At 59.9% G+C, this 26,940-nt stretch carries 21 protein-coding genes and 1 pseudogene; 16 read left to right on the top strand and 6 right to left on the bottom strand.

Annotation, left to right across the window (positions count from 1 at the left end; translation table 11 throughout):
• Nucleotides 1-1,423: EF-Tu/IF-2/RF-3 family GTPase (locus ACIOZM_RS25145; RefSeq protein ID WP_401218693.1), on the top strand; the 1,423-nt coding region annotated here is incomplete at its 5' end.
• 222 nt (nt 1,424-1,645) lie between these two features.
• On the opposite strand, the gene ACIOZM_RS25140 is transcribed toward ACIOZM_RS25145, so the two are convergent.
• The gene (locus tag ACIOZM_RS25140; RefSeq protein WP_401218690.1) at nt 1,646-2,083 is read right to left on the bottom strand and encodes a YkgJ family cysteine cluster protein; all 438 of its coding nucleotides are present in this window, start codon (nt 2,081-2,083) and stop codon (nt 1,646-1,648) included.
• Nucleotides 2,084-2,341: 258 nt separating this feature from the next.
• On the opposite strand from ACIOZM_RS25140, the gene ACIOZM_RS25135 reads away from it, so the two are divergent.
• The 5 genes from ACIOZM_RS25135 to ACIOZM_RS25115 all read left to right on the top strand — a co-directional run bounded on the left by ACIOZM_RS25135 (nt 2,342) and on the right by ACIOZM_RS25115 (nt 11,832).
• A complete protein-coding gene (locus ACIOZM_RS25135) occupies nt 2,342-4,792 on the top strand; it encodes a glycogen/starch/alpha-glucan phosphorylase (protein WP_401218687.1) in 2,451 nt (816 codons plus the stop codon).
• Between the two features lie 165 nt (nt 4,793-4,957).
• Nucleotides 4,958-8,560: a DUF2339 domain-containing protein gene (locus ACIOZM_RS25130; protein WP_401218685.1), complete on the top strand. Its 3,603-nt coding sequence runs from the start codon at nt 4,958-4,960 to the stop codon at nt 8,558-8,560.
• Nucleotides 8,557-9,921, top strand: coding sequence for a DUF3999 domain-containing protein (locus tag ACIOZM_RS25125; RefSeq protein WP_401218682.1), 1,365 nt, complete (start codon nt 8,557-8,559; stop codon nt 9,919-9,921). Before ACIOZM_RS25130 ends, ACIOZM_RS25125 begins: the two co-directional genes overlap by 4 nt.
• A 294-nt stretch (nt 9,922-10,215) precedes the next feature.
• Complete coding sequence (locus ACIOZM_RS25120) at nt 10,216-11,226, top strand: class 1 fructose-bisphosphatase (RefSeq protein ID WP_401218679.1); 1,011 nt, start codon at nt 10,216-10,218, stop codon at nt 11,224-11,226.
• 3 nt (nt 11,227-11,229) lie between these two features.
• On the top strand, nt 11,230-11,832 hold the full coding sequence (locus ACIOZM_RS25115) for a DUF924 family protein (protein ID WP_401218676.1): 603 nt from the start codon (nt 11,230-11,232) through the stop codon (nt 11,830-11,832).
• Nucleotides 11,833-11,843: 11 nt separating this feature from the next.
• Here ACIOZM_RS25115 and ACIOZM_RS25110 read toward each other — a convergent pair whose 3' ends face one another.
• From ACIOZM_RS25110 to ACIOZM_RS25095, 4 genes and pseudogenes are all read right to left on the bottom strand, one after another.
• Entirely contained in the window at nt 11,844-12,176 is a 333-nt protein-coding gene (locus ACIOZM_RS25110; RefSeq protein WP_401218673.1) for a type II toxin-antitoxin system RelE/ParE family toxin, read from the bottom strand.
• Complete coding sequence (locus ACIOZM_RS25105) at nt 12,173-12,445, bottom strand: type II toxin-antitoxin system Phd/YefM family antitoxin (RefSeq protein WP_401218671.1); 273 nt, start codon at nt 12,443-12,445, stop codon at nt 12,173-12,175. The genes ACIOZM_RS25110 and ACIOZM_RS25105 overlap by 4 nt, the downstream gene beginning before the upstream one ends.
• Before the next feature lie 177 nt (nt 12,446-12,622).
• Nucleotides 12,623-13,387: a methyl-accepting chemotaxis protein gene (locus tag ACIOZM_RS25100; RefSeq protein WP_401218698.1), complete on the bottom strand. Its 765-nt coding sequence runs from the start codon at nt 13,385-13,387 to the stop codon at nt 12,623-12,625.
• A gap of 93 nt (nt 13,388-13,480) precedes the next feature.
• Nucleotides 13,481-14,503, bottom strand: a pseudogene (locus ACIOZM_RS25095) (cache domain-containing protein); the annotation flags it as partial.
• Nucleotides 14,504-14,797: 294 nt separating this feature from the next.
• Here ACIOZM_RS25095 and ACIOZM_RS25090 point away from each other — a divergent pair.
• Nucleotides 14,798-15,052 carry a hypothetical protein gene (locus ACIOZM_RS25090; protein WP_401218668.1) on the top strand — a complete coding sequence of 85 codons (255 nt, stop codon included), beginning with the start codon at nt 14,798-14,800 and terminating at the stop codon, nt 15,050-15,052.
• Nucleotides 15,053-15,083: 31 nt separating this feature from the next.
• A complete protein-coding gene (locus ACIOZM_RS25085) occupies nt 15,084-15,653 on the top strand; it encodes a lipocalin family protein (protein WP_401218665.1) in 570 nt (189 codons plus the stop codon).
• Between the two features lie 120 nt (nt 15,654-15,773).
• Here ACIOZM_RS25085 and ACIOZM_RS25080 read toward each other — a convergent pair whose 3' ends face one another.
• Nucleotides 15,774-17,138, bottom strand: coding sequence for a formimidoylglutamate deiminase (locus tag ACIOZM_RS25080; protein WP_401218662.1), 1,365 nt, complete (start codon nt 17,136-17,138; stop codon nt 15,774-15,776).
• A gap of 188 nt (nt 17,139-17,326) precedes the next feature.
• Here ACIOZM_RS25080 and hutC point away from each other — a divergent pair, with 188 nt between their 5' ends.
• From hutC to hutH, 8 genes are all read left to right on the top strand, one after another.
• Nucleotides 17,327-17,995 carry a histidine utilization repressor gene (gene hutC, locus ACIOZM_RS25075; RefSeq protein WP_401218696.1) on the top strand — a complete coding sequence of 223 codons (669 nt, stop codon included), beginning with the start codon at nt 17,327-17,329 and terminating at the stop codon, nt 17,993-17,995.
• Between the two features lie 9 nt (nt 17,996-18,004).
• A complete protein-coding gene (locus ACIOZM_RS25070; RefSeq protein ID WP_401218659.1) occupies nt 18,005-18,574 on the top strand; it encodes a HutD family protein in 570 nt (189 codons plus the stop codon).
• Between the two features lie 478 nt (nt 18,575-19,052).
• Nucleotides 19,053-20,732 carry a urocanate hydratase gene (hutU, locus tag ACIOZM_RS25065; RefSeq protein ID WP_401218656.1) on the top strand — a complete coding sequence of 560 codons (1,680 nt, stop codon included), beginning with the start codon at nt 19,053-19,055 and terminating at the stop codon, nt 20,730-20,732.
• A gap of 153 nt (nt 20,733-20,885) precedes the next feature.
• Nucleotides 20,886-22,358, top strand: coding sequence for a purine-cytosine permease family protein (locus tag ACIOZM_RS25060; protein WP_401218653.1), 1,473 nt, complete (start codon nt 20,886-20,888; stop codon nt 22,356-22,358).
• Between the two features lie 70 nt (nt 22,359-22,428).
• The gene (locus ACIOZM_RS25055; RefSeq protein WP_401218650.1) at nt 22,429-23,397 is read left to right on the top strand and encodes an ABC transporter substrate-binding protein; all 969 of its coding nucleotides are present in this window, start codon (nt 22,429-22,431) and stop codon (nt 23,395-23,397) included.
• Nucleotides 23,398-23,480: 83 nt separating this feature from the next.
• Nucleotides 23,481-24,332: an ABC transporter permease gene (locus ACIOZM_RS25050; RefSeq protein WP_401218647.1), complete on the top strand. Its 852-nt coding sequence runs from the start codon at nt 23,481-23,483 to the stop codon at nt 24,330-24,332.
• On the top strand, nt 24,329-25,159 hold the full coding sequence (locus ACIOZM_RS25045; protein WP_401218644.1) for a glycine betaine/L-proline ABC transporter ATP-binding protein: 831 nt from the start codon (nt 24,329-24,331) through the stop codon (nt 25,157-25,159). The genes ACIOZM_RS25050 and ACIOZM_RS25045 overlap by 4 nt, the downstream gene beginning before the upstream one ends.
• Nucleotides 25,160-25,304: 145 nt before the next feature.
• Nucleotides 25,305-26,828, top strand: a complete 1,524-nt coding sequence (gene hutH, locus ACIOZM_RS25040) for a histidine ammonia-lyase (protein WP_401218641.1) — start codon at nt 25,305-25,307, stop codon at nt 26,826-26,828.
• Nucleotides 26,829-26,940: the final 112 nt, after the last annotated feature.

Raw genomic sequence — 26,940 nt, 5'->3', positions numbered from 1 at the left:
AGGCGCGCGTCCGGACTGGGTTCTGGACCAGATCTTCGACCTGTTCGACAACCTCGGTGCTACCGAAGAACAGCTGGACTTCAAAGTCGTCTACGCCTCGGCCCTGAACGGCATTGCCGGTCTGGAACACACCGACATGGCTGAAGACATGACCCCGCTGTACCAGTCGATCGTCGACAACGTACCTTCGCCGAAAGTCGACCGTGACGGTCCGTTCCAGATGCAGATTTCCGCTCTGGACTACAACAGCTTCCTGGGTGTTATCGGCGTTGGCCGTATCGCTCGTGGTCGCATCAAGCCGAACACTCCGGTTGTCGCTATCGACGCCGACGGCAAGAAGCGCAACGGTCGTATCCTGAAGCTGATGGGTCACCACGGTCTGCACCGTATCGACGTTGAAGAAGCAGCTGCCGGCGATATCGTCTGCATCAGCGGCTTTGACCAGCTGTTCATCTCCGACACTCTGTGCGACCCACTGAACGTCGAAGCGATGACTCCGCTGACCGTTGACGAACCAACCGTTTCCATGACCTTCCAGGTAAACGACTCGCCTTTCTGCGGTAAAGAAGGCAAGTTCGTGACTTCCCGTAACATCAAGGAACGTCTGGACAAAGAGCTGCTGTACAACGTTGCTCTGCGCGTTGAAGAAGGCGACACCGCCGACAAGTTCAAAGTCTCCGGCCGTGGTGAGCTGCACCTCTCGGTACTGATCGAAACCATGCGTCGCGAAGGCTTCGAAATGGGTGTTGGTCGTCCGGAAGTGATCATCCGCATGGTTGACGGCGTGAAGCACGAACCGTACGAAAACGTGACCATCGACCTGCCGGAAGAATCGCAAGGTTCGATCATGGAACAGATCGGTATCCGTAAAGGCGACCTGACCAACATGGTTCCGGATGGCAAGGGCCGTGTGCGCCTTGAGTACAACATCCCGGCCCGCGGCCTGATCGGTTTCCGTAACGAGTTCCTGACCCTGACCTCCGGTGCAGGCATTCTGACCTCGATCTTCGACCGTTACGACGTGATGAAGTCCGGCGACATGTCCGGCCGTCAGAACGGCGTGCTGGTTTCGGTTGCTACCGGTAAGGCTCTGACTTACTCGCTGGAAACCCTGCAAGCTCGCGGCAAACTGTTCCTGGGTCACGGTGAAGACGTGTACGAAGGTCAAATCGTCGGCATCAACAGCCGCGACAACGACCTGGGCGTCAACCCAACCAAAGGCAAGAAGCTCGACAACATGCGTGCTTCGGGTAAAGACGAAACCATCGCTCTGGTTCCGCCTATCCGCTTCACTCTGGAACAGGCTCTGGAATTCGTTCAAGAAGACGAATTGTGCGAAGTCACTCCTAAGTCCATCCGTCTTCGCAAGAAGATCCTGGGCGAAAGCGAGCGTACCCGCGCTGCCAAGAAAAGCGGCAACTGAGTTTCGACTTAGTTAAGGCTTAAAAAAACGCCCCCGGTCGCGAGACCGGGGGCGTTTTTGTTTGTCTGGGGTTTATGCAGTGTTTTTACTGGCGCCTTCGCTGGCAAGCCAGCTCCCACAGGGGTTTGGGGCGCATATGAAATTTGTGTACGACAACAATCACTGTGGGAGCTGGCTTGCCAGCGAAGGCGGCCGATCAGCCGCCAAATATTTCAGGAGGGATCAAAACTTCTCGATGGCGCGGAAATTCTGCACGCGCTCGACTTCTTTCGGCTTGTACGCGCAATACCCCGGGCGCGGCCCGATCTTCGGGTGATTGCGGCAAGTGTCCGGGCGCTTGTCATAAATGGTGCATAGACGCGATTTACGATCCAGATAGTAGCAATCGTTGTTGCTCATCCGTTGCAGGGTGAAGATCCCCGACTTCTGGTTGAAGCGCTCGACCAGGCCTTCTTTCTGCAAACGCTTGGCGATGTTCTTCGGCGGATCGCCCAGCTCGAACTCATCGACTACACCGATACGCACCAGATCCTTGATCTTGACCTCGACCGGCAGCGTGCAGCAGCTCGAAATGCACGAGCCGCACATCGGCGCCGTATATTTTGCCCAGGTGTCGAGACGGTCGATCTCGGCGGCGGCAATCAGGTTGGGCTTCATCATCGGGAGTTACCAGGCGTGTGCATCAGGGCGCGCGATCATACCGGGACTGGTGGATTTTTGAACAACCTTTCGCCAGATTTTTTCGTTACCGGGATAAATCGTCGGACAACCCGGCACGGGCCATGCATCGATAAGCGTGCTCGCCAAGGTAATGCCGGGCGATCTCGCACTCTCAGGAAAAACTGCCGAACCAGAGCCGCCAGCATCGGTCAGACCGTCTAGGCTCAGACAATTCCCCGCTCGCTCGAGGTCCTATCGATGACTCAAGAACCACTAGTTCGCGAAGCAGAGGTGGCCGCATTCCGCGACGCCGTCCTGACCAAACTCACCTATGCGGTGGGCAAAGACCCGGATCACGCCTTCGACCATGACTGGTTCGAAGCCATTGCCCTGGCAGCGCGCGACCACATGGTCGAGCACTGGATGGATCACACCCGGCAGATCTACCGCAAAGGCCAGAAGCGGGTGTATTACCTCTCACTGGAATTTCTCATCGGCCGTTTGCTCTACGACAGCCTGAGCAACCTCGGCCTGCTCGATGTCGCCCGTGAGGCGTTGACCGAACTCGGTGTCGATCTGGAACGCATCCGCCTGCTGGAGCCCGATGCGGCGCTGGGCAACGGCGGCCTCGGTCGGCTCGCCGCATGCTTCATGGAAAGCATGTCGACCCTCGGCATCGCCGGCCACGGCTACGGTATTCGTTATGAACACGGCTTGTTCCGTCAGGCCATCGTCGATGGCTGGCAGCAGGAACAGACCGAACACTGGCTCGACTTCGGTAACCCGTGGGAATTCGAGCGGCCGGAAGTCGTGTATTCCATCGGCTTCGGTGGCAGCGTCGAAACCGTCACCGATGTCTCCGGCAAGGCCAAGCAAGTCTGGTCGCCGGCAGAAACCGTCCGGGCGATTGCCTACGACACGCCGGTGGTTGGCTGGCGCGGGGCGAGCGTCAACACCTTGCGCCTGTGGCGCGCGCGGGCGATGGAAGATCTACACCTGGAGCGATTCAACGCCGGTGACCACTTGGGTGCCGTCGCCGAAGTGGCGCGGGCTGAAAGCATCTCCCGCGTGCTGTATCCAGCTGACAGCACTGAAGCCGGGCAAGAGCTGCGCCTGCGTCAGGAATACTTCTTCGTCGCCGCCTCCTTGCAGGACTTGCTGCGTCGGCATCGCAACATGCACACCTCGGTGCTGACCCTCGGCGATCACGCGGCGATCCAGCTCAACGACACCCACCCCTCGATTGCCGTCGCCGAACTGATGCGGCAACTGGTCGATGTTTATGACGTGGCCTGGGACGCGGCATGGCAAGTCACCGTCGATACGCTGTCGTACACCAACCACACGCTGCTGCCCGAAGCGTTGGAAACCTGGCCGGTCGGTTTGATGGAGCGCATGCTGCCACGGCACATGCAGATCATTTATTTGATCAACGCGCAGCACATCGACTCGCTACGGGCCAAGGGCATTCACGATTTCGACGTGTTGCGTGCGGTGTCGCTGATCGAAGAAGACAACGGCCGCCGCGTGCGTATGGGTAACCTCGCGTTCCTCGGCTCGCACAGCGTTAACGGCGTGTCGGGGCTGCACACGCAGTTGATGCGCAGCACTGTGTTCTCCGAGCTGCACAAGCTCTACCCTGAGCGGATCAACAATAAAACCAACGGCATCACCTTCCGCCGTTGGCTGTATCAGGCCAACTCCGAGCTGACCTCAATGCTGGTCGATGCCCTCGGGCCGGACTTGCTCGACAACGCCGAGGAGCGTTTGCTTGATCTGGAGCCGTTCGCCGAGAAACCGGCGTTTCGCAAGGCTTTCGCCGAACAGCGGCTGCACAGCAAAAAAGCCCTGGCCTATCTGATCCACGAGCGGCTGGGGATCGCGGTCAATCCGGCGGCGATGTTCGACGTGCAGGTCAAACGGATTCACGAATACAAACGCCAGTTGCTCAACCTGCTGCACACCGTCGCGCTGTATCAGGCGATCCGGGCCGAACCGGAAGTCGATTGGGTGCCACGGGTGAAGATCTTCGCTGGCAAGGCGGCGGCCAGTTATCACCAGGCCAAACTGATCATCAAACTGACCAACGACATCGCCCGGGTGGTGAACAACGATCCGACCGTGCGTGGTCTGCTGAAAGTAGTGTTCCTGCCCAACTACAACGTCAGTCTGGCGGAAAGCATTATTCCGGCGGCGGACTTGTCCGAGCAGATTTCCACTGCCGGGTTCGAGGCGTCGGGCACCAGTAACATGAAGTTCGGCCTTAATGGCGCACTGACCATCGGCACCCTCGACGGCGCCAACGTCGAAATGTGTGAGCGCATTGGCGCCGAGCACATGTTCATTTTCGGCCTTAGCGCGCAGCAGGTTGAAGCGCGCAAACAGAACCACGAGTTCAGCGCCGCGCCGGACATCGCCGCCTCGCATCGTTTGAACGACGTGCTGCAAGCGATCCGCAGCGGCGTGTTCTCGCCGGACGACACGTCACGCTACACCGGGTTGATTGACTCGCTGATTGACTACGACCGCTTCCTGGTCTGCGCCGACTTCGACTCCTATTGGGAAGCGCAGAAGCGCGTCGAGGCGCACTGGCACGACACCAACAACTGGTGGCGCTCGGCGGTGCTCAACACCTCGCGAATGGGCTGGTTCTCCTCCGACCGGACGATCCGCGAGTACGCCACAGAAATCTGGAAAGCGCTGGAGTAACTTCCCGCCCGGCTCGATATACTGACGCGCCGGAAAAGATCGCAGCCTTCGGCAGCTCCTACAGGTGTTCACATAACCCTGTAGGAGCTGCCGAAGGCTGCGATCTTTTTCGATCAGGCTGCGCTAATCTCCCCGGATTGGCCTTCGCGCTTAGGGATATCGACCATGCAATGGATGTTCATGTTGATCGGGCTGGTGCTCGGCTGGCTGCTCGACGAGTCGTTCAGCTCCGCGCTGTTGGGCGCGCTGCTGGGTCTGGCGATTGGGCAGACGATCCGGCTGGCCAGGCTCGGTTCGCAGACCGCCGAGCAACAGCGTCAACTTGAACAGGCGAAAGTCGCGTTGCAGGCGGTCGAGCAGCGCCTGTTTCTGCTGGAAGGCGCACCGGTTCGCGCTGAGTCGCCACCGAGTGTTGCGCCAGTCCCCGAAACGATCGTCGCACCGTCCCAGGTCGTCGAACAAGCTCCAGCTGCGGCACAAACAGTAGCGTCCGAACTGGTCTGGGAACTGCCGCCCGAACTCGAGCCCATCTCCGCCGTTGCTCGCGAAACCAGCCAGCCGTTGCCCGCCGATGTCTGGCGTCTTGACGCCGTTACTGCCGAACCACAACAACCCGCCGAACCCCGTGGCCCGAACCTTATCGAACGCGGTATCAGTGCTGCGCGCAACTGGCTGTTCGGCGGCAACACCGTGCTGCGGGTCGGCGTAGTGCTGCTGTTCTTCGGTCTGGCATTCCTGTTGCGTTACGCCACCGAAGGCATGGTGGTGCCGATTGAATTGCGTTACGCCGGGGTGGCGGCAGCGGCTTTGGGTCTGCTGGCGCTGGGCTGGTGGCTGCGGCATCGCAACAACAGTTATGCGTTGATGCTGCAAGGGACGGGCATCGCGGTGTTGTACCTGACGGTGTTTGCAGCGATGCGCCTGCATCCGTTGCTCGACCCGTCTGCCGCGCTGGGCTTGTTGGTGGCAGTGACGGTGTTTTCGGCGATTCTGGCGATCACCCAGGACTCGTTGGCGCTGGCGTGTGTCGCCGCGCTGGGCGGTTTTGCCGCGCCGATTCTGACCTCCACCGGCGCCGGCAACCATGTAGCGCTGTTCAGCTATTTCGCCTTGCTCAACGCCGGCATTCTCGCCATCGCCTGGTTCAAGGCCTGGCGTCTGCTCAACCTGATCGGTTTCGTCGGCACTTTCGGCATCGGCTTCGCTTGGGGGCTGCGTTCTTATGCACCGGAACTGCTGTGGAGCACCGAGCCGTTCCTGATTCTGTTCTTCCTGATGTACCTCGCCATCGGCCTGCTGTTTGCCCGACGCAAATTGCGCGATATGCCCGATGCCCCTGCGGACGGTGATCGCGAGGCGCTGTTGCAATGGTCGGCGCGCAAGGGTGATTACGTCGATGGCACCATGCTGTTTGGCCCGCCGATAGTGGGCTTCGGTTTGCAGTTCGCGCTGGTGCAGCATCTGGAATTTGCCGCAGCGTTCAGTGCCCTCGTGCTCGGCATGATCTACATGGTTCTGGCCAAGGTGTTGATGGGCGGTCGCGCCTTGTTGCTCGGCGAAACCTGTCTGGCACTCGGGGTGATTTTCGCCAGTCTGGCGATTCCGCTGGGGCTGGATGCGCGCTGGACATCGGCCGCGTGGGCAGTGGAGGGTGCGGGGATTTTCTGGCTCGGTTTGCGTCAGCATCGACCGTTCGCTCGGGCCTTTGCGTTGCTCCTGCAACTGGGCTCGGCGCTGGCGTTTCTCAGTCAATTGCGCATCGGCGAAAGCAGTCTGCTCGACGGCGCGCCGCTGGGTGCGTTGATGCTTGGTAGCGCTTTGCTGTTCAGCTTCTACCAGTTGCGCAAAGCCTCGGCGGAACAGGCTTCGCCGTGGGAGCGCCGAGGCCTGCCGGTGTTAGCGAGTCTGGGGCTGACCTTCCTTTATCTGCTGGCGCCGCTGTTCTTCTTTACCCACGGCACGGCGATCAGTTGGGCGCTGGCCGGTTTGGTCACTTTGTTTGTTGGCCTGCGTTTGCAATCCCGTACGTTCCTGTTCACCGCGTTTGCTGTGCAATTGCTTGGCGGGGCGCTGTTCCTGCTGCGGCTGCAAGGCGCCGGTGAAGATTCGGCAGCCGTGTTCAATGCCGGTTGGAGCGGGTTGCTCAGCGCCTCATTGATCGGTCTGGCGCTGATCGCCGGCATGCTGCTGGCGGCGCGTGACGACATGGTGCGCGGCGATGTGCGGCTGCTGCGCGGCTTATCGGTGGTGTTGCTGGCGGGGCTGGTGCTGATCAATCTGGCGGTGCTGTTTGTCCTGCCATGGCAGACCGCGAGCGCGGTCTGGGCTGCTAGCGGTTTGTTGATCATCTGGCTGAGCCTGTACCTCAAGCAGCGCGTGAGTTTTGTCTTTGGTCTGCTGTTGCAGGTGATCGGCGGCGCGGCGTTCTTGTTCGCTGGCCCCGAGTTGCTCGGGCCGTTGTCCAGCGAAGGTTTGAAGCCGCTGGCGCATGGCGGATTCTGGACGCCGCTGGTGTTGGGGCTGGCCGCGATGATTGGCGCGTGGCGCCTGCAACTGGGCAATCACGCCTCGGCGTTCGATTCGCTGAGCTTGCAGCGTTTGTCCGAAGTGCTGCTGGTGTGGGGCGCCGGTTGGTGGGCGCTGGCGTGGGTCAGTGAAGTGCTGCGTTTTGCGCCGATCAATCTGCAGGGCACATTGTTGCTGCTGGTCGCCGCGCTGAGTGTGGCGCTCTGGACAGTGTTGGCATTGCGTCTGAAGTGGTCGTCGCTGGGGCTGCTTTGCACCTTGCTGATTCCGGCTGCCGGACTGGTGCTGATCGCCGCTTGGCATTCGCGTTATCACCCGGCGGCGGACTTTGGCTGGCTGGCGTGGGCGGCGGTGTTTGTGGTGCATTTCCTTAGCCTGCGACGCCTTGCGCCGATGCTGCCGGCGCGCGCCTTGAGCGCTGCGCATGTGCTCGGTTGCTGGCTGTTGCTCGGCGTATTGGCGCTGGAATTGCGCTACGGTTTGCTGCTGTTGTCCGAGCAATACAACGCCTGGCGCTGGCTGGGTTGGGCGATTCTGCCGAGCCTGTATCTGTTGCTGGCGGCTGCACCGCGCAACTGGCCGTGGCCGGTGGCGGCGTTTGCTCGCGAGTACCGTTTTTATGCCGCTGCGCCGCTGGCGGTGTTGATGCTCGGCTGGTTCTGGCTGGCTAACGGCGTCAGCGACGGCAATGCAGAACCGTTGCCGTACGTGCCGCTGCTCAACCCTCTGGAGTTGGGCCTGCTGTTTGCGTTGTTCGGCGTGTATGTCTGGTCGCGCAGCGCCACAACGCAATGGTCGGTCCGTCAGGATTACGCCGAATACGCCACACAACTGGTGGCCGGGGTTTCGCTCTTCGCTTTCTGCACGGCGTTGGTGACCCGCGCCGCGCACCATTGGGCGGGGATTCCGTTCGAACTGGATCAACTGCTGGCGTCGATGCTGGTGCAGGCCGGGTTGTCGATCGTCTGGACGCTGATGGCGCTGGGACTGATGATCGGCGGCCATTTGCGTCATCGGCGCGAGGTGTGGCTGATCGGCGCGGCGCTGATTGCGCTGGTGGTGGCGAAACTGATTTTTGTCGAATTGAGCAACCGTGGCGGGCTGGCGCGGATCGTCTCGTTTATCGGCGTTGGCGTGTTGCTGCTGGTGGTCGGCTACTTTGCGCCGCTACCGCCCAAGCGCGTCGAAGCTGACCCGGTGGCAGAACCACCGGCTGCGGATACCGAAGGAGTGTCATCGTGAGTCGCAAGTTGAATCTGGGGTGGTTGGCGCTCGGTGTGGTGATGGCTGCCGGCGCTCAGGAAAAACCGGCGGACTTCGCCACGCAGGTACCGTTGTCGGTCAGCGGCAACGGCCCGTGGTATCGCTTCGAACTGCCGCTGAATGTGCAATTGCAGGCGCGGCAGACCGATCTCAGCGACCTGCGGGTGTTCAACGCGGCCGGCGAGCCACAGGCCTATGCACTGGCGCGTGAGTCGGCGCAGACCCGCGACGACGGCCAGTTGCACGACGTCAAATGGTTCCCGCTGTACAACGCCGCCGACGCCACCGAACACGCGCCAAATGTGCGCGTGCAATCGACCACCAACGGCACGCTGGTGGAAGTGCAGCCGTCGAGTCAGTTGGAAGCGGGCGAAGAAGTGCTGCGCGGCTGGCTGCTCGATGCCAGTGCGATCAAGGCGCCGTTGCAGCAGTTGATCCTCGACTGGACCAGCGAGCGCGACGGGTTCCAGCGCTTCAGCATCGAAGCCAGCGACGATTTGCAGCACTGGCAAGCCTGGGGCGACGGTCAGGTGGCGCGCCTGTCGTTCGCCGATGAACGCGTCGAACAGCACGAAGTGGCGTTGCCGGGGCAATCGGCGCGTTATCTGCGCTTGCTCTGGGACTCACCGAACTCGGCGCCGGTCCTGACTTCGGCGCAACTGAAAAGCAGCGATCCGCGTAACGTGCCGCTACCGTTGGTCTGGTCGCAAGCGCTGGCCGGCAGCAGTGCGAAGGCCGGTGAATACACCTGGCAGCTGCCGATGGGGCTGAATGTCGAACGGGTTCAGGTCGAGCTGAAACAGCCCAACAGTCTGGCGCCGGTGACGTTGGCCGGACGCCGCGAGAGCAGCTTGCCGTGGCAGACGCTGAGCAGTTCGCTGCTGTATCGCCTGACCCGCGATGGTCAGGACGTGGTGCAAAACGAATTGCAGTTATACGGGCAGACCGTACAGCAGTTGAAGCTGACGGTGGATGAGCGCGGCGGCGGACTCGGTGAGCAGGCGCCAAGCCTGAAATACGCGGTGCGGGCGACGCAGGTGATCTTCCTCGCACGCGGCGAGGGGCCTTACAGTCTGGCGCTGGGCAACCCGAGTGTGAAAACCGCGAACCTGCCGCTGACAACGTTGATCCCTGACTTCAAGCCGGAAAAACTGGCGACGCTGGGCAAGGCGATGGTGCAGGGTGAAGCGCTCGCTACCCAGACACCGCCCGCGACCACGGCGGCGGTGGCCGAGACCAATTGGAAAAAGATCGGCTTGTGGGCAGTGTTGCTGGTGAGTGTGCTGTTTCTTGGGGCGATGGCGGCGAGTCTGCTGCGCAAGCCACCGACCAATTCCTGAACCAGCTGCGGGTGCTGCGCACCCGATCGCCAGCAGGCTGGCTCCCACAGTGATATATCTTGTTCACACCGGAACCTGTGGGAGCTAGCCTGCTAGCGATGAGGGCCTGCGCTCCAGCCACTCCGTCCGATTTCCAACTACGCTCAACGCCGTGCATGAACTCTCTCGACCCGATCACGTCTGATAGATGCAATTGCACCCCGACGCACGTTACCGGGCGTCATTGCTCGCTACGTTTTCAGACTCCCTGTAAACTGCGCGGGTTTTTAGCCCCCCATTCCACCGGAGCCTTCCATGTCCCGCGTTACCCTGAGTCGTTATCTGATTGAGCAGACCCGCAGCAACAACACGCCTGCCGATCTGCGTTTCCTGATCGAAGTGGTGGCGCGCGCCTGTAAAGAAATCAGCCACGCCGTGTCCAAAGGCGCCCTGGGTGGTGTTCTGGGCAGCATGGGCACCGAAAACGTCCAAGGCGAAGTGCAGAAGAAACTCGACGTGATCTCCAACGAGATCCTGCTCGAAGCCAACGAATGGGGCGGTCACCTGGCCGGCATGGCGTCCGAAGAAATGGACAATGCCTACCAGATCCCGGGCAAATACCCGAAAGGCGCGTACCTGCTGGTTTTCGACCCACTGGACGGCTCGTCGAACATCGACATCAACGCCCCGGTCGGCACGATCTTCTCGGTACTGCGTTGCCCGAACGAATACCTGAGCCAGAACGAGCCGCTGAACGAAAAAGCGTTCCTGCAGCCAGGCACTCAGCAAGTTGCCGCCGGTTACGCCATCTACGGCCCGCAAACCATGCTGGTGCTGACCCTGGGCGACGGCGTCAAAGGCTTCACCCTGGACCGCGAAATGGGCAGCTTCGTGCTGACCCACGAAGACATCACCATCCCGGCTTCCACTCAGGAATTCGCGATCAACATGTCCAACCAGCGTCACTGGGAAGCGCCGGTACAACGCTACGTTGACGAATTGCTGGCTGGCGAAGAAGGCCCGCTGAAGAAGAACTACAACATGCGCTGGGTTGCCGCGATGGTGGCGGACGTTCACCGCATCCTGACCCGTGGCGGTCTGTTCATGTACCCACGCGACAGCCGCGAGCCATCCAAGCCGGGCAAACTGCGTCTGATGTACGAAGCCAACCCGATGTCGTTCCTCGTGGAACAAGCGGGCGGCGCGTCCACCGACGGTCACCAGCGCATCCTCGACATTCAGCCGGACGGCCTGCACCAGCGTGTAGCGGTGTTCCTCGGCTCGAAAGAAGAAGTCGAACGCGCTACGGCCTACCACAAGGCTTAAACCATGAACGCGCCCTGGCAGCCGTTGCTCGATTGGTGGTTCGGACATGCCGAATCACCGGACGATATATCGGCTGACAAGGGCAAGTTGTGGTTTGGCAAACGTGACAGCCAAGACCTCGAAGCGCAGACGCGTTTCGGGGTCTTTGTCGATCAGGCCCTGGCCGGCGAATTGACCGAGTGGACGCAACGTCCCGAAGGTTGGCTGGCGCTGGTGCTGCTGCTCGACCAACTCCCGCGAATGATCTTTCGCGACACCTCTAAAGCGTTTTCCGGCGATCTGCGCGCGCAGAAGCTTGTCGCTCAAGGCATCGCGGCGGATTTTGACCGTCAGTTGAAGCCGATCCAGCGCGTATTCATTTATCTGGTGTTCGAACACTGCGAAAACCTCGCGGTGCAGAACGAAGCGGTATCCAGATTCATGGACCTGGTGGCTGAGCAGCCGGAAGTGGAGCGCGCGGTGTTTGCCGACAATCTGGATTATGCCGAGCGGCATCAGAAGGTCATTGCGCGGTTTGGCCGGTTTCCGCATCGCAATGCGGTGTTGGGAAGGGAGTCTACGGCTGAGGAGCTGGAGTTTCTCGGTCAGCCGGGGTCAAGGTTTTAAGTTTTTTGAAATCATGGATTGCTGTTCAACAGCCGTTTCATCAAGAGCGCTGGAAGGCTTTTTCTTGTATCGACAATGATATGGACGAAGACGCTTTTTTCCCTGACTTCGTAAATGACCCGGTTCATCCCGCAAACAATTTGCCGGTATTGGCCAAGATTGAGCTTCTCGATTTCTTCGGGAATCGAACCTGAGTAAGGAAGTTCGGCGAGGCCAAGAATGGCGGCCTTGAGATCAATGTAGGTGCTTTGCCAGGTTTGGCTTGAAAACTGTTTGAGGAGATAGGTGCGAAGTTCTTTCAGATCTGTTTGTGCGGATTGAAGAATAACGACCCTTAAGCTCATTGATGGTCAACCCTGTCCAGATCTGCGAAGACGTCCTCAGCTTCACGAAATTTGCCTTCCTCAATCTCTCGATTACCCATCGCCAATAGTTTCAGCAGGGCCATCGTGTCTTCCTGTTCTTCAAAGCTTTTCACATCCATAACCACAAGCTTGGCTTCACCATTTTGGGTGATGACCAACGGCTCACGGCTTTCGGTGATCGTCTTGACGATCTCGGCGGTATGACTCTTGAGATAGCTGATCGGTTTGATTTGCGATGAAAGCTTCATGGATTGAGCCCGCCGGAATGAATAGGACCGAGTTTAGTCTTAATTCAGTCTTGCGTCAGGTCGGGCTGATCAGTGACCCTCGTTTCGAAAGTACAAAAAAAGATCGCAGCCTGGGCAGCTCCAACATGGAAATATGTTCCTGGGTTGGAGCTGCTCTGGGCTGCGATCTTCTGATTTTCAGATCCTGAAACTACCCACCAACTGCTTCAACCGCGCCGCTTGTTGCTCCAGATCCGAGCACGCACGCAGTGTTGCCTGCAAGTTCTCCACGCCTTCCTGATTCAGCGTGTTGATCTCGTTGATATCAACGTTGATCGACTCGACCACGGCAGTTTGTTCTTCGGTCGCGGTCGCCACCGACTGGTTCATGCCGTCGATCTCGCCGATGCGCTGGGTCACGCTGCCCAGACGTTCGCCGGCCTGATTGGCGATGCCTACGCTGTTTTCGCTCTCGCGCTGGCTCTCGGTCATTATGCTCACGGCCTGACGGGCGCCGACTTGCAGCTCTTCAATCATCTTCTGCACTTGCTGCGCCGAATCCTGAGTGCGATGTGCGAGGTTACGCACTTCGTCAGCGACCACGGCGAAACCACGTCCGGCTTCACCGGCACGCGCGGCCTCGATTGCGGCGTTGAGCGCGAGCAGGTTGGTCTGCTGCGAGATGCTGGTGATCACTTCCAGAATCTGCCCGATGTTCACCGTGTTGCTGTTCAGGGTTTCGATGTTGCCGCACGAGTCGCTGATCTTCGCCGACAGCTGTTGCATGGCCTGGATGGTTTTATCCACAACCTGCTGGCCGTCGACCGCGAGGCTGCGCGCGTCGCTGGAGTGCTGCGAGGCGAGAGCGGCGTTCTGGGCAATTTCCTGCGCGGCGGCGCCGAGCTGATTGATCGCGGCGGCCACGCTGTTGGTGCGGGTCGCTTGCTGGTCGGAGTTGTACATCGATGAGTTCGAGGCCGCGACCACGCGCAGGGCGACTTCGTTGACCTGGCCAGTAGCCGAGGACACTTCGCGGATCGAGGTGTGGATACGCTCGACGAAACGGTTGAACGAGGTGCCCAGTGCGCCGAACTCATCGTTGCCGTGGATCACCAGACGTTTGGTCAGGTCGCCTTCACCCTCGGCGATGTCGTGCATGGCGCGGCCCATGGTCAGCAGCGGTTGCATCAACACGCGGATCAGCATGCCGAGCAGGACGATGATGATCACTACGGCAATCGCCATGGCGATCAGCGCCGAGGTGCGGAATTCGCTGAGCATCGAGAACGCCGTGTCTTTGTCCAGTACCAGCGCCACGTACCAGTCGGCCGATGGCACGCCGTTGACGTGGGTGAACGAGATCAGTTGTGTCTTGCCGTCGAACTCGACTTCTTTCAGGCCCGGACTGACTTTCGGCGCGCCGTTTGGATAGGCCTCGGCGAGGGTCTTGAGCACCAGTTTGCTGTCCGGGTGGATCAGGATCTTGCCGTCGGCACTGACGATGAATGCGTGACCATGGCCACCAAAGTTGAGCGAGTTGATGATTGCGCTGACGCTGGTCAGGTCGATGTCAGCACCGGCAACACCGATCATCTGACCCTGACGCTGCACCGGGGTGGCGACGGTGATCACCAGTTTGCCCGACGAGGCGGCGATGTACGGTTCGGTGACGATGGTCTGGCGGGCGCTGTCGGCCGCTTTGTACCAGCCGCGGGCACGCGGGTCGTAGTCCGGCGCACGGTTGCCGGCCGGCACCGAGAACATCACGCCATCGGCGCCACCGAAATAGCTGAGCTGGAAGTTACCGGTGTAGGCGGGCAGGTCGATGATGCGCTTGAGGCTGGCGGGTGCGTTGCCGTCGGCGACGACTTGCTGGGACATCGATTGCAGCAACTGAATGCGGCTTTCCAGCCAGGTCTGGATGTTGCTGGTGGTCAGGCTGCCCAGTTCCTGCATCGAGGATTCGGTACTGCTGCTCAGGGCTTCACGCTGGCGGTAGTCGTTGAACAGAATAAAACAGGCGAACGCTACGGCCACCACGAGGGCAGCAGCCAGCAGGATCTTGTGGCTGAATTTCATGTTTCTGGTCATTAAGAGAGCTACCGCGAAGGGGCTGGTCAAGAAAGGGCGGCAATTTGCCACACTCTAGGGCTTTGCGCTGCTCTTATTTCGACCGCTGCGCGCCAAAGATTAGGCGTCTTTTGTGAAATGCGACGAAATGCTCAATAGCCCCACAAAGTGTCTGATTTAGCGGCCAAAGCCAGACGAGTGGGCTAACAAATAGCCTTCCCCGGAGGGAACCAGACAGGGGTTTTCTCTTCTAAGCTTCTGGTTGGCGTCATGCCATCCCCCTTCCGCTCCAGGAGTTACACCATGTCGCTGCGATCTATCGCCCTGCTTTCGTTTTGCGTGCTGCTGGTCGCATGCAGCAAGGTCAATCAGGAAAACTACTCGAAGCTTTCGGCCGGCATGGCCAAAGGCGAAGTCGAAACATTGCTCGGCAAACCGACTGATTGCTCGGGCGCACTCGGCATGTCCAGTTGCACCTGGGGCGACAAGAACAGCTTTATCAGCGTGCAGTACGCCGGTGACAAAGTGCTGATGTTTTCCGGCCAAGGCCTGAAGTAAACCGGGGCTACGCGCCCACGGGAGAAGAAAAATGAAGCGGTTGTTGATACTCCTTTTTGCCGGCCTGGTATTGGCCGGCTGCGCCACGCACGGTGAAGATCCGCTGGCGCCGAAAACTGTCCACAGCGTCAATCTCAAGCGTTATCAGGGCACCTGGTATGAGCTGGCGCGTTTGCCGATGTACTTCCAGCGCAACTGCGCGCAATCCGAAGCCCATTACAGCCTCAAGGTCGACGGCAACATCGACGTGCTGAATCGTTGCCTGACGCCGCAGTGGGAATGGGAAGAGGCCAAAGGCACGGCTTATCCACAGGTGCCGGGCAAGACCGACAAGTTGTGGGTCGAGTTCGATACGTGGTTCTCGCGTTTGATTCCGGGTGTGGCGAAGGGTGAATATTGGGTGTTGTACGTCAGCGATGACTACAAGACCGCCATCGTCGGCGACCCGAGTCGCAAGTACTTGTGGCTGTTGTCGCGTACCCCGACCGTCAACGGTGTGGTGCGTGAAGAACTGCTGAGCAAGGCACGGCAGCAGGGTTACGACACGACGCGGTTGATCTGGCGAGCGTCGGATCGGCAGATGGCCAAGACTTCAAATTAAGGAACACCGAGAAATCAATGTGGGAGCCAGCCTGCTGGCGATAGCGGCGTATCAGTCAAAAATATTGTCGACTGATATGCCCTCATCGCCAGCAGGCTGGCTCCTACAGTTGGTTGTGTATCAGCCAAGGAGTTCGCGCAGGACCTGGGTGAAGTCGCGTGCACTTTGTTCCTCTCCGGCATGGCGTCCGTCGCGCACAACCCACTGGCCGTTTACCAGCACATCACGCACCTGACGATCCCCCCCGGCAAACAACCAGCGATTCAAAATTCCGTCGCCACTCGCCGTGGCCAGGTACGGATCATTGCCATCGAGCACAATCCAGTCCGCCCGCTTGCCCACTTCCAGCGCACCAATGGGTTGCCCCAATGCCTGCGCGCCGCCATCCAGCGCGGCGTCATACAGGGTGCGGCCGACCATCGGCTGCTCCGCGCCATACAAACGATTACGCCGCTGATCGCGCAGACGCTGACCGTATTCCAGCCAGCGCAATTCCTCGACCACGCTCAGTGACACATGGCTGTCGGAACCGATGCCCATGCGTCCGCCCTGCGCGAGAAAATCCACCGCCGGGAAAATCCCGTCGCCAAGGTTGGCTTCAGTGGTCAGGCACAGCCCGGCGATGGCGCGACTCTTGGCCATCAGCGTGACTTCTTCGGCGTTGGCATGAGTCGCATGCACCAGGCACCAGCGCTGATCGACGTCGGCGTTTTCATACAGCCATTGCAGCGGGCGACGGCCGCTCCAGCTCAGGCAGTCATCGACTTCCTTTTGCTGCTCGGCGATGTGGATGTGCACCGGGCATTGCTTGTCGCTGGCAGCCAGCACTTCGCTGATCTGTTGTGGCGTGACGGCGCGCAGCGAGTGGAAACACAGGCCCAGCGATTGCGCTTTTTGCCGAGCCAGCAATGGCTGCAAACGTGATTGCAGTTTCAGGTAGTTTTCGGTGCTGTTGATGAACCGGCGCTGGCCTTCGTTTGGCGTTTGGCCGCCGAAACCCGAGTGGCTGTAGAGCACTGGCAACAAGGTCAGACCGATACCGGCGCTGCTGGCCGCGTGGCTGATTTGCAGGGCCAGTTCGGCCGGGTCGGCGTACGGCTGGCCGTTGTTGTCGTGATGCACATAGTGAAACTCGGCAACCGAGGTGTAACCGGCCTTGAGCATTTCGATGTACAGCTGACGGGCGATGACGCCGAGTTGTTCCGGACTGATTTTTCCGACCAGTCGGTACATCAGATCGCGCCAGGTCCAGAAGCTGTCATTCGGATTGCCAGCGACTTCGGCCAGACCAGCCATCGCGCGCTGGAACGCATGGGAGTGCAGATTCGGCATTCCCGGCAGCAACGGCCCGCTCAGTCGTTCGGCGCCGTCTGCGGTGGAATCGGCCTGGATATGGGTCAGCACGCCATCGGCGCTGACCTCAAGACGTACATCATTGGCCCATCCGTTAGGCAGCAGCGCGCGTTCGGCAAAGAAGGCGGACATGGTTCAGCACCCCATCGTGTGTTATTTGTATATACATATACAGACGTTTGCCTGCCCGGTAAACTCCGGCAAGCTAGCAACCTTCATCAAATGAACAGGGATCAACCGTGCCGACTCCGCCTCCAGTCTCTCCGTTGGCCGCGAACCTGGGCGACAGTCCGGCGCCCTTGTACGCCCGCGTCAAACAGATGATCACTCAGCAGATCGACAGTGGTAACTGGCCGCCGCACTACCGCGTGCCGTCGGAAAGTGAACTGGTCAATCAGCTCGGTTTCAGCCGCATGACCATCAACCGTGCGCTGCGTGAAATGACCGCCGACGGTCTGTTGGTGCGCATGCAAGGCGTTGGTACGTTTGTCGCCGAACCGAAGAGCCAGTCTGCGCTGTTCGAAGTGCACAACATCGCTGATGAAATCGCCTCGCGTGGCCATCGTCACACCTGTCAGGTCATCACTCTTGAAGAAGAGGCCGCAGGCTCCGAGCGGGCGCTGGCGCTGGATATGCGTGAAGGGCAGAAGGTCTTTCACTCGCTGATCGTGCATTTCGAAAACGATATTCCGGTGCAAATCGAAGACCGTTTCGTCAACGCACTGGTGGCCCCCGAATACCTTAAGCAGGATTTCACCCTGCAAACGCCGTACGCCTATTTGAACCAGGTGGCGCCGCTGACCGAAGGCGAACACGTGGTTGAAGCGATCCTCGCCGAGCCGTCGGAGTGCAAGTTGCTGCAGATCGAAAAAGGCGAGCCGTGCCTGTTGATCCGTCGCCGTACGTGGTCGGGCCGTCAACCGGTGACCGCTGCGCGCTTGATTCACCCCGGTTCCCGTCATCGTCTGGAAGGACGGTTCCATAAATAGAGAGCACAAATGAGTGGTTTGAAGGTTTTACGCGCCGAAGGCTACCCGCGCATGCCGTGGAAAAACGGCGGCGGCAGCACTGAAGAAATCACCCGTGATGCCGGTGCCGGTCTTGACGGATTTGGCTGGCGCTTGTCGATTGCCGACATTGCCGAGTCGGGCGGTTTCTCAAGCTTCACCGGTTATCAGCGAGTGATCACCGTGTTGCAAGGCGACGGCATGACCTTGTGCGTCGATGGCGACGACACGCGGCCGCTGTTACCCCTCGACCCGTTCGCTTTCAGCGGCGAAAGCCAGGTGTCGTGCACCTTGCTCGGCGGGGCGATTCGCGACTTCAACCTGATCTACGCACCACAACGCTATAGCGCACGTTTGCAGTGGCTGGATGGCGATCAGCGGTTCTTCACTTCGGCGGGCACGGTGCTGGTTTTCAGTGTCAGTGAACTGCTGGAAGTGCAGGTCGGCGAGAACATATCGCAACTTGGCCGATACGATTGCCTGCAACTCGACGGTAACAGCGGGCTGGTTGAAGTCTCTACCAACTCCGCATGTTGCGTGATCGAACTCCTCCAGAACTGAACAAAACCCTGTGGCGAGGGGATTTATCCCCGTTGGGGCGCGAAGCGGCCCCTTTCCCCGAATAAAAGAAAGGTGTGCTGCGCAGCCCAACGGGGATAAATCCCCTCGCCACAAAAGCATTCACACTTCCTGTTTCCACCAGCGCACCAACTTGTTACCGAACGCCCCAGCGTGGCGCAAAACCGCGCTCCAGTGACAACCTTCACTTCCCGAAAAAATCTCCGCAAAAAATTTCATCAACGCCAGATCCCTTGATTCAGGCGCTCTCCAGCCGTGTCCGCAATCTTTCTTGAACACCCATCCAGCAAGTTGGCCGCTTGATTGCATATGCTTGTATGTACAAGTAAAGACGTATGCGTATGAGTCGCTAGAGACTCCCCGCAACGTCCACTGATTCGCTTGTAGCGCAACGACGCGCACAAGCTTGCTCGCCCACTGCCAGGGTTGGTTTGGATTGATTGCCGAGGAGTGTTTTTTCGTGACTAAGCCTACTAAGTACCGTGACATCGAGATCCGTGCCGCACGCGGTAACAAGCTGACCGCCAAGAGCTGGCTGACCGAAGCGCCGCTGCGCATGTTGATGAACAACCTCGACCCGGAAGTCGCCGAGAACCCAAAAGAATTGGTGGTCTACGGTGGCATCGGTCGCGCTGCGCGTAACTGGGAATGCTACGACAAGATCGTCGAGAGCCTGACCAACCTGAATGACGACGAAACCCTGCTGGTGCAATCCGGCAAGCCGGTCGGCGTATTCAAGACCCACAGCAACGCCCCGCGCGTGCTGATTGCCAACTCCAACCTGGTGCCGCACTGGGCGAGCTGGGAACACTTCAACGAACTCGACGCCAAAGGTCTGGCCATGTACGGCCAGATGACCGCCGGCAGCTGGATCTACATCGGTAGCCAGGGCATCGTTCAAGGCACCTACGAAACCTTCGTTGAAGCCGGTCGCCAGCACTACAACGACAACCTGACCGGCAAGTGGGTCCTGACCGCCGGTCTCGGCGGCATGGGCGGCGCTCAGCCATTGGCTGCCACCCTGGCCGGTGCTTGCTCGCTGAACATTGAATGCCAGCAGGTCAGCATCGATTTCCGCCTGAAAAGTCGTTACGTCGATGAGCAAGCCAAAGACCTCGACGACGCACTGGCACGTATCGCCAAATACACCAAAGAAGGCAAGGCAATCTCCATCGCCCTGCTCGGTAACGCGGCTGAAATCCTCCCGGAACTGGTCAAGCGCGGCGTACGCCCGGACATGGTTACCGACCAGACCAGCGCCCACGATCCACTGAACGGCTACCTGCCAGCCGGCTGGACCTGGGACGAATACCGCGCTCGCGCCAAGACCGAGCCGGCTGCCGTGATCAAAGCCGCCAAGCAATCGATGGCGGTACACGTCAAAGCGATGCTGGAGTTCCAGAAGCAAGGCATTCCGACCTTCGACTACGGCAACAACATCCGTCAGATGGCCCAGGAAGAAGGCGTCGAGAACGCGTTCGACTTCCCGGGTTTCGTACCGGCTTACATCCGTCCACTGTTCTGCCGTGGCATCGGCCCGTTCCGCTGGGCGGCGCTGTCGGGTGATCCACAAGACATTTACAAAACCGACGCCAAGGTCAAAGAGCTGATCCCGGACGACGCGCACCTGCACAACTGGCTGGACATGGCTCGCGAGCGCATCAGCTTCCAGGGTCTGCCGGCACGTATCTGCTGGGTTGGCCTGGGTCTGCGCGCCAAGCTCGGTCTGGCGTTCAACGAAATGGTGCGCAGCGGGGAGCTGTCGGCGCCAATCGTGATCGGTCGCGACCACCTCGACTCCGGCTCGGTAGCCAGCCCGAACCGCGAAACCGAATCGATGCAGGACGGTTCCGACGCTGTGTCCGACTGGCCACTGCTCAACGCTCTGCTGAACACCGCGAGCGGCGCGACCTGGGTTTCGCTGCACCACGGCGGCGGCGTCGGCATGGGCTTCTCGCAGCACTCGGGCATGGTGATTGTCTGCGACGGTACTGACGAAGCGGCCGAGCGCATCGCTCGCGTCCTGCATAACGACCCGGCGACGGGCGTGATGCGCCACGCCGATGCCGGTTATCAGATCGCCATTGATTGCGCCAAGGAGCAGGGCCTGAACCTGCCGATGATCACCGGCGGCAAGTAACACAAATCCCTGTGGGAGCTGGCTTGCCAGCGATAGCGGTGGCACTGCTGGCATTGATGTTGGACGTACCGACGTCATCGCTGGCAAGCCAGCTCCCACAAGGGTTCGAGTAAGCCCGACAGAACAATTAAAACAATCCACAGAGGTTGAATCATGGCTGTTAACACCGATCGTGCAAGCAACAAACCGTTGATCGAAAAGCGTTCGATCGACTACATCCCGGAAGCGGAAAGACACGGTCGTCTGTTGAGCCAGTTCACCCTGTGGATGGGTGCCAATCTGCAAATCACCGCGATTGTCACCGGGGCTTTGGCCGTGGTGCTGGGCGGTGATGTGTTCTGGTCGTTGATCGGTCTGTTGATCGGGCAACTGCTGGGCGGCGGCGTGATGGCGCTGCATGCGGCGCAAGGGCCGAAGCTTGGCCTGCCGCAGATGATTTCCAGCCGCGTGCAGTTCGGCGTTTATGGCGCGGCGATCCCTATCGTGCTGGTGTGCCTGATGTATCTGGGTTTCACCGCAACCGGTACGGTGCTTTCCGGTCAGGCGCTGGGCCAGTTGTTTGGCGTGACTGACACCGTCGGTATCCTGATTTTCGCCAGTGTCATTGTGCTGGTGACGGTGCTCGGTTATCGGGTGATCCACTGGATCGGCCGTGTCGCCAGCGTCATTGGCGTGATTGCCTTTGTTTACCTGTTCAGCCGTCTGCTGAGCCAGGTTGATGTCGGCGCACTCCTGCAAATTCGCCACTTCAGCTGGAGCAGTTTTCTGCTGGCGGTGTCGCTCGCAGCCTCCTGGCAGATCGCCTTCGGCCCATACGTGGCGGACTATTCGCGCTACTTGCCGAGCAAGACCTCTGCGGTGAAAACCTTCTTCGCTGCGGGTGCCGGCTCGGTCATCGGCGCACAGGTGGCGATGATTCTTGGCGTGTTCGCCGCCGCTTCGTCCAACGGCCAATTCGCCGGTCATGAAGTCGCCTACATCGTTGGTCTGGGCGGTACCGGTGCCACCGCCGCGCTGCTGTATTTCAGCATCGCGTTCGGCAAGGTCACCATCTCGACGCTGAACTCCTACGGCAGCTTCATGTGCATCGCGACCATCATCAGCGGCTTCCGTGGCCACCTGACGGTCACGCGCCTGCAGCGTCTGGTGTTTGTGCTGGTCATCGTCGGCACCGCAACACTGATCGCGTTGCTCGGTCAGCACTCGTTCCTCGGTGCGTTCAAGTCTTTCATCCTGTTCCTGCTCGCATTCTTCACTCCATGGAGCGCGATCAACCTGGTCGATTACTACTGCATCACCCGCGAGCGCTATGACGTGCCGGCTCTGGCCGATCCGAAAGGTCGCTACGGCCGCTGGAACATGCTCGGGATCAGCGTTTATGTGTTCGGTGTGCTGGTGCAACTGCCGTTCATCTCCACCAAGTTCTACACCGGCCCGCTGGTGGCTGCCCTCGGTGATGTCGATATCTCGTGGATCATCGGTCTGGTGCTGCCGGCCGTCGTTTATTACCTGTGCGCGAAAAAATGGCACAGCGCTGTACCTGATCACCTGATTCTGCCGGTCGAGCAGGACAGCGTTGTAGAGACCAACAAAAGCGGGGCCGCTCGCGCTGCAGCGCAGGCCTGATTGGACGTGGACAGGGCTGGATGCCTCTTGACTGCCGTAAGCCCAATTCATGATTAGGAGCGTCGTAACAATGAAATCGAACAAGACCCTGCTGACCGCACTGCTTTCGATGGGCCTGCTCGCCAGTGCCGGTGCCACTCAGGCTGCCGGCTGGTGCGAATCCGGCAAACCGGTGAAATTCGCCGGCCTGAACTGGGAAAGCGGCATGCTGCTGACTGACGTGCTGCAACTGGTGCTGGAGAAAGGTTACGACTGCAAGACCGACAGCCTGCCGGGCAACTCCATCACCATGGAAAACGCCCTGAGCAGCAACGACATTCAAGTGTTTGCCGAAGAGTGGGTCGGCCGCAGCGAAGTCTGGAACAAGGCCGAGAAGGCCGGCAAAGTGATCGGCGTCGGTGCCCCGGTGGTGGGTGCGGTCGAAGGCTGGTACGTGCCGCGTTACGTGATCGAAGGCGACGCCAAGCGCAAGCTTGAGCCGAAAGCCCCGGATCTGAAAAACATCGCTGATCTGGCCAAGTATTCCGCCGTGTTCAAGGATGCCGAAGAGCCGTCGAAAGGCCGTTTCTACAACTGTCCGGCCGGCTGGACCTGCGAGCTCGACAACAGCGAAATGCTGAAAAGCTATGGTCTGGAAAACAGCTACACCAACTTCCGCCCGGGCACCGGCCCGGCGCTGGATGCGGCCGTGCTGTCGAGCTACAAGCGTGGCGAGCCGATCCTGTTCTACTACTGGTCGCCAACCCCGCTGATGGGCCAGGTCGATCTGGTCAAGCTTGAAGAGAAACCGGGCGTCGACAAGAGCGTGAGCATCAAGGTCGGCCTGTCGAAGACTTTCCACGAACAGGCGCCGGAACTGGTCGCCGTGCTGGAAAAGGTCAACCTGCCAATCGATCTGCTGAACCAGAACCTGGGACGCATGGCGAAGGAACGTATCGAATCGCCGAAACTGGCGAAAATCTTCCTCAAGGAACATCCTGAAGTCTGGCATGCGTGGGTCAGTGAAGACGCAGCCAAGAAAATCGACGCGGCGCTGTAGGTCGATACCTCCCGGTCAACCGCGAGGCTGGCCGGGATGATCGCCGTATTCGCAGGATTGAGATTTCTGATTGAGAGCCGCTTATGTTTCCCGAAAGCTTTACCTTTTCCATCGCTGACTGGGTCAACGGTTGGGTCGATTCGCTGGTCACCAACTACGGCGATGTGTTCCGCCACATCTCCGACACTCTGTTGTGGGCCATCGTCAATCTCGAAGGCCTGCTGCGTGCGGCGCCATGGTGGTTGATGCTGGCAATCGTTGGCGGCGTGGCCTGGCATGCGACGCGCAAAGTCGTCACCACTGCGGTGATCGTCGGTCTGCTGTTCCTGGTCGGCGCCGTCGGCCTGTGGGACAAGCTGATGCAGACGCTGGCGCTGATGATGGTAGCAACGATCATTTCGGTGTTGATCGGCATCCCGCTGGGGATTCTCTCGGCGCGCAGCAATCGCCTGCGTTCGGTGCTGATGCCGTTGCTCGACATCATGCAGACCATGCCGAGTTTCGTGTACTTGATCCCGGTGCTGATGCTGTTCGGTCTGGGCAAGGTGCCGGCGATTTTCGCCACGGTGATCTACGCTGCGCCGCCACTGATTCGTCTGACCGATCTGGGCATTCGTCAGGTTGACGGTGAAGTGATGGAAGCGATCAACGCGTTCGGTGCCAACCGCTGGCAGCAACTGTTCGGCGTGCAACTGCCGCTGGCCCTGCCGAGCATCATGGCCGGGATCAACCAGACCACCATGATGGCCCTGTCGATGGTGGTAATCGCCTCGATGATCGGTGCCCGTGGCCTTGGTGAAGACGTGCTGGTGGGGATTCAGACCCTCAACGTCGGACGTGGTCTTGAGGCCGGTCTGGCGATCGTGATTCTCGCAGTGGTCATCGACCGCATTACTCAGGCATACGGTCGTCCACGGCATGAGGTGAGCAAATGAACAACGCAACCGTGAGCAAGATCGAAGTCAAAAACGTCTTCAAGATTTTCGGCAACCGTGCCAAGGATGCACTGGCCATGGTCGGTCAGGGTAAGACCAAGGATCAGGTGCTGAGCGAGACCGGTTGCGTGGTCGGGGTCAACGACTTGTCGCTGAGCATCGGTACCGGCGAGATCTTCGTGATCATGGGCCTGTCCGGCTCCGGCAAGTCGACGCTGGTGCGCCACTTCAATCGCCTGATCGACCCGACCAGCGGCGCGATCCTGGTCGACGGCGTGGACATCCTGCAATACGACATGGACGCCCTGCGCGAATTTCGCAGGCACAAGATCAGCATGGTGTTCCAGAGCTTCGGCCTGCTGCCGCACAAGACCGTGCTGGACAACGTCGCTTACGGCTTGAAAGTGCGCGGCGAGAGCAAGCAAGTGTGCTCTGAGCGTGCGCTGCACTGGATCAACACCGTGGGCCTCAAAGGCTACGAAAACAAATACCCGCACCAGCTCTCCGGCGGCATGCGTCAGCGTGTGGGCCTGGCCCGGGCCTTGGCGGCGGACACCGACATCATCCTCATGGATGAGGCGTTCAGCGCCCTCGATCCGCTGATCCGCGCCGAGATGCAGGATCAGTTGCTGGAGCTGCAAAAGACTCTGCACAAGACCATCGTCTTCATCACCCACGACCTCGACGAAGCCGTGCGCATCGGCAACCGTATTGCGATCCTCAAGGATGGCCGGTTGATCCAGGTCGGCACGCCACGCGAGATTCTGCATTCGCCGGCGGATGAGTATGTCGACCGGTTCGTGCAGCGGCGGGCTGCGGTGGTTTGATCTGAGTTATGCAGTGCATTGACTGACCCCATCGCTGGCAAGCCAGCTCCCACAAGGATTGTGTGAGCGCCAAGATCCCTGTGGGAGCTGGCTTGCCAGCGATGAGGCCAGTGAAGTTGCATCAATATTACGGTTGAGGTTTTAGATGTCCCAGGCTGAAAAAGTAGTGATCACAGGCGACCACCTGCGCTGGCAGGACGTGGTCGCCGTTGCCCGTGATGGCGCGGTGCTCGAACTGTCGAGCGAGACCTGGGCGCGCATCGAAAATGCTCAGGCCATCGTCCAGCGCATTGTCGCCAGCGGCGAGCGCGCCTATGGCGTCAACACCGGTCTGGGCGGCTTGTCCAACGTCTCGCTGAAAGACGAGCAACTCAGCCAGTTGTCGCGCAACACCTTGCTCAGCCATGCCTGCGGCGTTGGTCCGGTATTGGCCGACGAGCAAACCCGCGCGATCATCTGTACGGCAATTCGTAACTACAGCCACGGCAAATCCGGCCTGCATCGCCGGGTGGTCGAAGCACTGCTGGCGCTGCTCAATCGCGGCATCACCCCGCAGGTTCCAGCGCAAGGCTCGGTGGGCTATCTGACCCACATGGCGCACATCGGCATCACACTGCTCGGCGTCGGCAATGTCAGCTATCGCGGGCAGATCGTCTCGGCGCAACAGGCCTTGGCTGAAGAGGGTTTGCAGCCGGTGCAACTCGGCGCCAAGGACGGTTTGTGTCTGGTCAACGGCACGCCGTGCATGACCGGCCTCAGCTGTCTGGCGATTGCCGATGCCACGCGGCTGGTGCAATGGGCCGATGTCATCGGCGCCATGAGTTTCGAAGCGCAGCGTGGGCAAATCGATGCGTTCGATGCCGAGATCATCGCGCTCAAGCCACACCCGGGCATGCAGCAGGTGGGCGTCAATTTGCGCGGCTTGCTCGACGGCAGCGAAGTGATCGCCTCAAGCAAAGGCATTCGCACCCAGGATGCGTTGAGCATCCGTTCGATTCCGCAGGTGCACGGCGCGGCGCGGGATCAACTCGCACACGCGATCAAACAGGTCGAAGCCGAGCTTAACGGCTGCACCGATAACCCGTTGCTGCTGGGCACACCGGACAATTTCCGGGTGATGTCGCAAGCCAACCCGCACGGCCAGTCCGTGGCAATGGCAGCGGATCTGCTGGCGATTGCCATGGCCGAAATCGGCTCGATTGCCGAGCGTCGCCTCGATCGTCTGGTCAACCCGCACGTCAGCGGTCTGCCGGCGTTTCTGGTAGCCAATCCGGGGGTGAACTCCGGGATGATGATCGTGCAATACGTCGCCGCCTCGTTGTGCGCCGAAAATCGCCAGTTGGCGCAACCGGCCGTGCTCGATAACTACATCACTTCCGGTTTGCAGGAAGACCATTTGAGCATGGGCACCAACGCTGCACTGAAGCTGCACCGGGCGCTGGAAAACTGTACGCAGATCCTCGCCATCGAGTATCTGCTGGCGGCCCAGGCTTTCGAATTTTTGAAAGAACAACGCTTCGGCGCGGGTACCGATATCGCGTGGCGACTGCTGCGTGAAAAAGTCCCGGCCTACGATCAGGATCGCTGGCTGGCGCCGGATATCGCCGCCGCCGCTAGCGTATTGAAAGACGCGAATCTGCTGCACAACGTTCTACCGAATCTGCACTGACAAATACCCACGCCAGCGTGCCAAGGCGCGGCTCCCCAAAAGGCGAGACGCGACGGACAACGGACATCTCCGGAGCGTCTGGCGAGTTAACAAGAAAACTCTCAAAAGGAGC

It is taken from the genome of Pseudomonas sp. NPDC087346 (assembly GCF_044744235.1).
Lineage (GTDB): Bacteria > Pseudomonadota > Gammaproteobacteria > Pseudomonadales > Pseudomonadaceae > Aquipseudomonas.
This window is presented reverse-complemented; position numbering and strand designations above follow the sequence as displayed.

Bases quoted from the DNA above. Each gene is read 5' to 3' on its own strand.
- ACIOZM_RS25135 (WP_401218687.1), top strand. From the start codon at position 2,342: ATGACTCAAGAACCACTAGTTCGCGAAGCAGAGGTGGCCGCATTCCGC.
- ACIOZM_RS25050 (WP_401218647.1), top strand. From the start codon at position 23,481: ATGTTTCCCGAAAGCTTTACCTTTTCCATCGCTGACTGGGTCAACGGT.
- ACIOZM_RS25140 (WP_401218690.1), bottom strand. From the start codon at position 2,083: ATGATGAAGCCCAACCTGATTGCCGCCGCCGAGATCGACCGTCTCGAC.
- ACIOZM_RS25105 (WP_401218671.1), bottom strand. From the start codon at position 12,445: ATGAAGCTTTCATCGCAAATCAAACCGATCAGCTATCTCAAGAGTCAT.
- ACIOZM_RS25080 (WP_401218662.1), bottom strand. From the start codon at position 17,138: ATGTCCGCCTTCTTTGCCGAACGCGCGCTGCTGCCTAACGGATGGGCC.
- ACIOZM_RS25085 (WP_401218665.1), top strand. From the start codon at position 15,084: ATGAAGCGGTTGTTGATACTCCTTTTTGCCGGCCTGGTATTGGCCGGC.
- ACIOZM_RS25110 (WP_401218673.1), bottom strand. From the start codon at position 12,176: ATGAGCTTAAGGGTCGTTATTCTTCAATCCGCACAAACAGATCTGAAA.
- ACIOZM_RS25060 (WP_401218653.1), top strand. From the start codon at position 20,886: ATGGCTGTTAACACCGATCGTGCAAGCAACAAACCGTTGATCGAAAAG.
- ACIOZM_RS25115 (WP_401218676.1), top strand. From the start codon at position 11,230: ATGAACGCGCCCTGGCAGCCGTTGCTCGATTGGTGGTTCGGACATGCC.
- ACIOZM_RS25070 (WP_401218659.1), top strand. From the start codon at position 18,005: ATGAGTGGTTTGAAGGTTTTACGCGCCGAAGGCTACCCGCGCATGCCG.
- ACIOZM_RS25100 (WP_401218698.1), bottom strand. From the start codon at position 13,387: ATGTACAACTCCGACCAGCAAGCGACCCGCACCAACAGCGTGGCCGCC.
- ACIOZM_RS25055 (WP_401218650.1), top strand. From the start codon at position 22,429: ATGAAATCGAACAAGACCCTGCTGACCGCACTGCTTTCGATGGGCCTG.
- hutH (WP_401218641.1), top strand. From the start codon at position 25,305: ATGTCCCAGGCTGAAAAAGTAGTGATCACAGGCGACCACCTGCGCTGG.
- ACIOZM_RS25130 (WP_401218685.1), top strand. From the start codon at position 4,958: ATGCAATGGATGTTCATGTTGATCGGGCTGGTGCTCGGCTGGCTGCTC.
- ACIOZM_RS25120 (WP_401218679.1), top strand. From the start codon at position 10,216: ATGTCCCGCGTTACCCTGAGTCGTTATCTGATTGAGCAGACCCGCAGC.
- ACIOZM_RS25045 (WP_401218644.1), top strand. From the start codon at position 24,329: ATGAACAACGCAACCGTGAGCAAGATCGAAGTCAAAAACGTCTTCAAG.
- ACIOZM_RS25090 (WP_401218668.1), top strand. From the start codon at position 14,798: ATGTCGCTGCGATCTATCGCCCTGCTTTCGTTTTGCGTGCTGCTGGTC.
- hutC (WP_401218696.1), top strand. From the start codon at position 17,327: ATGATCACTCAGCAGATCGACAGTGGTAACTGGCCGCCGCACTACCGC.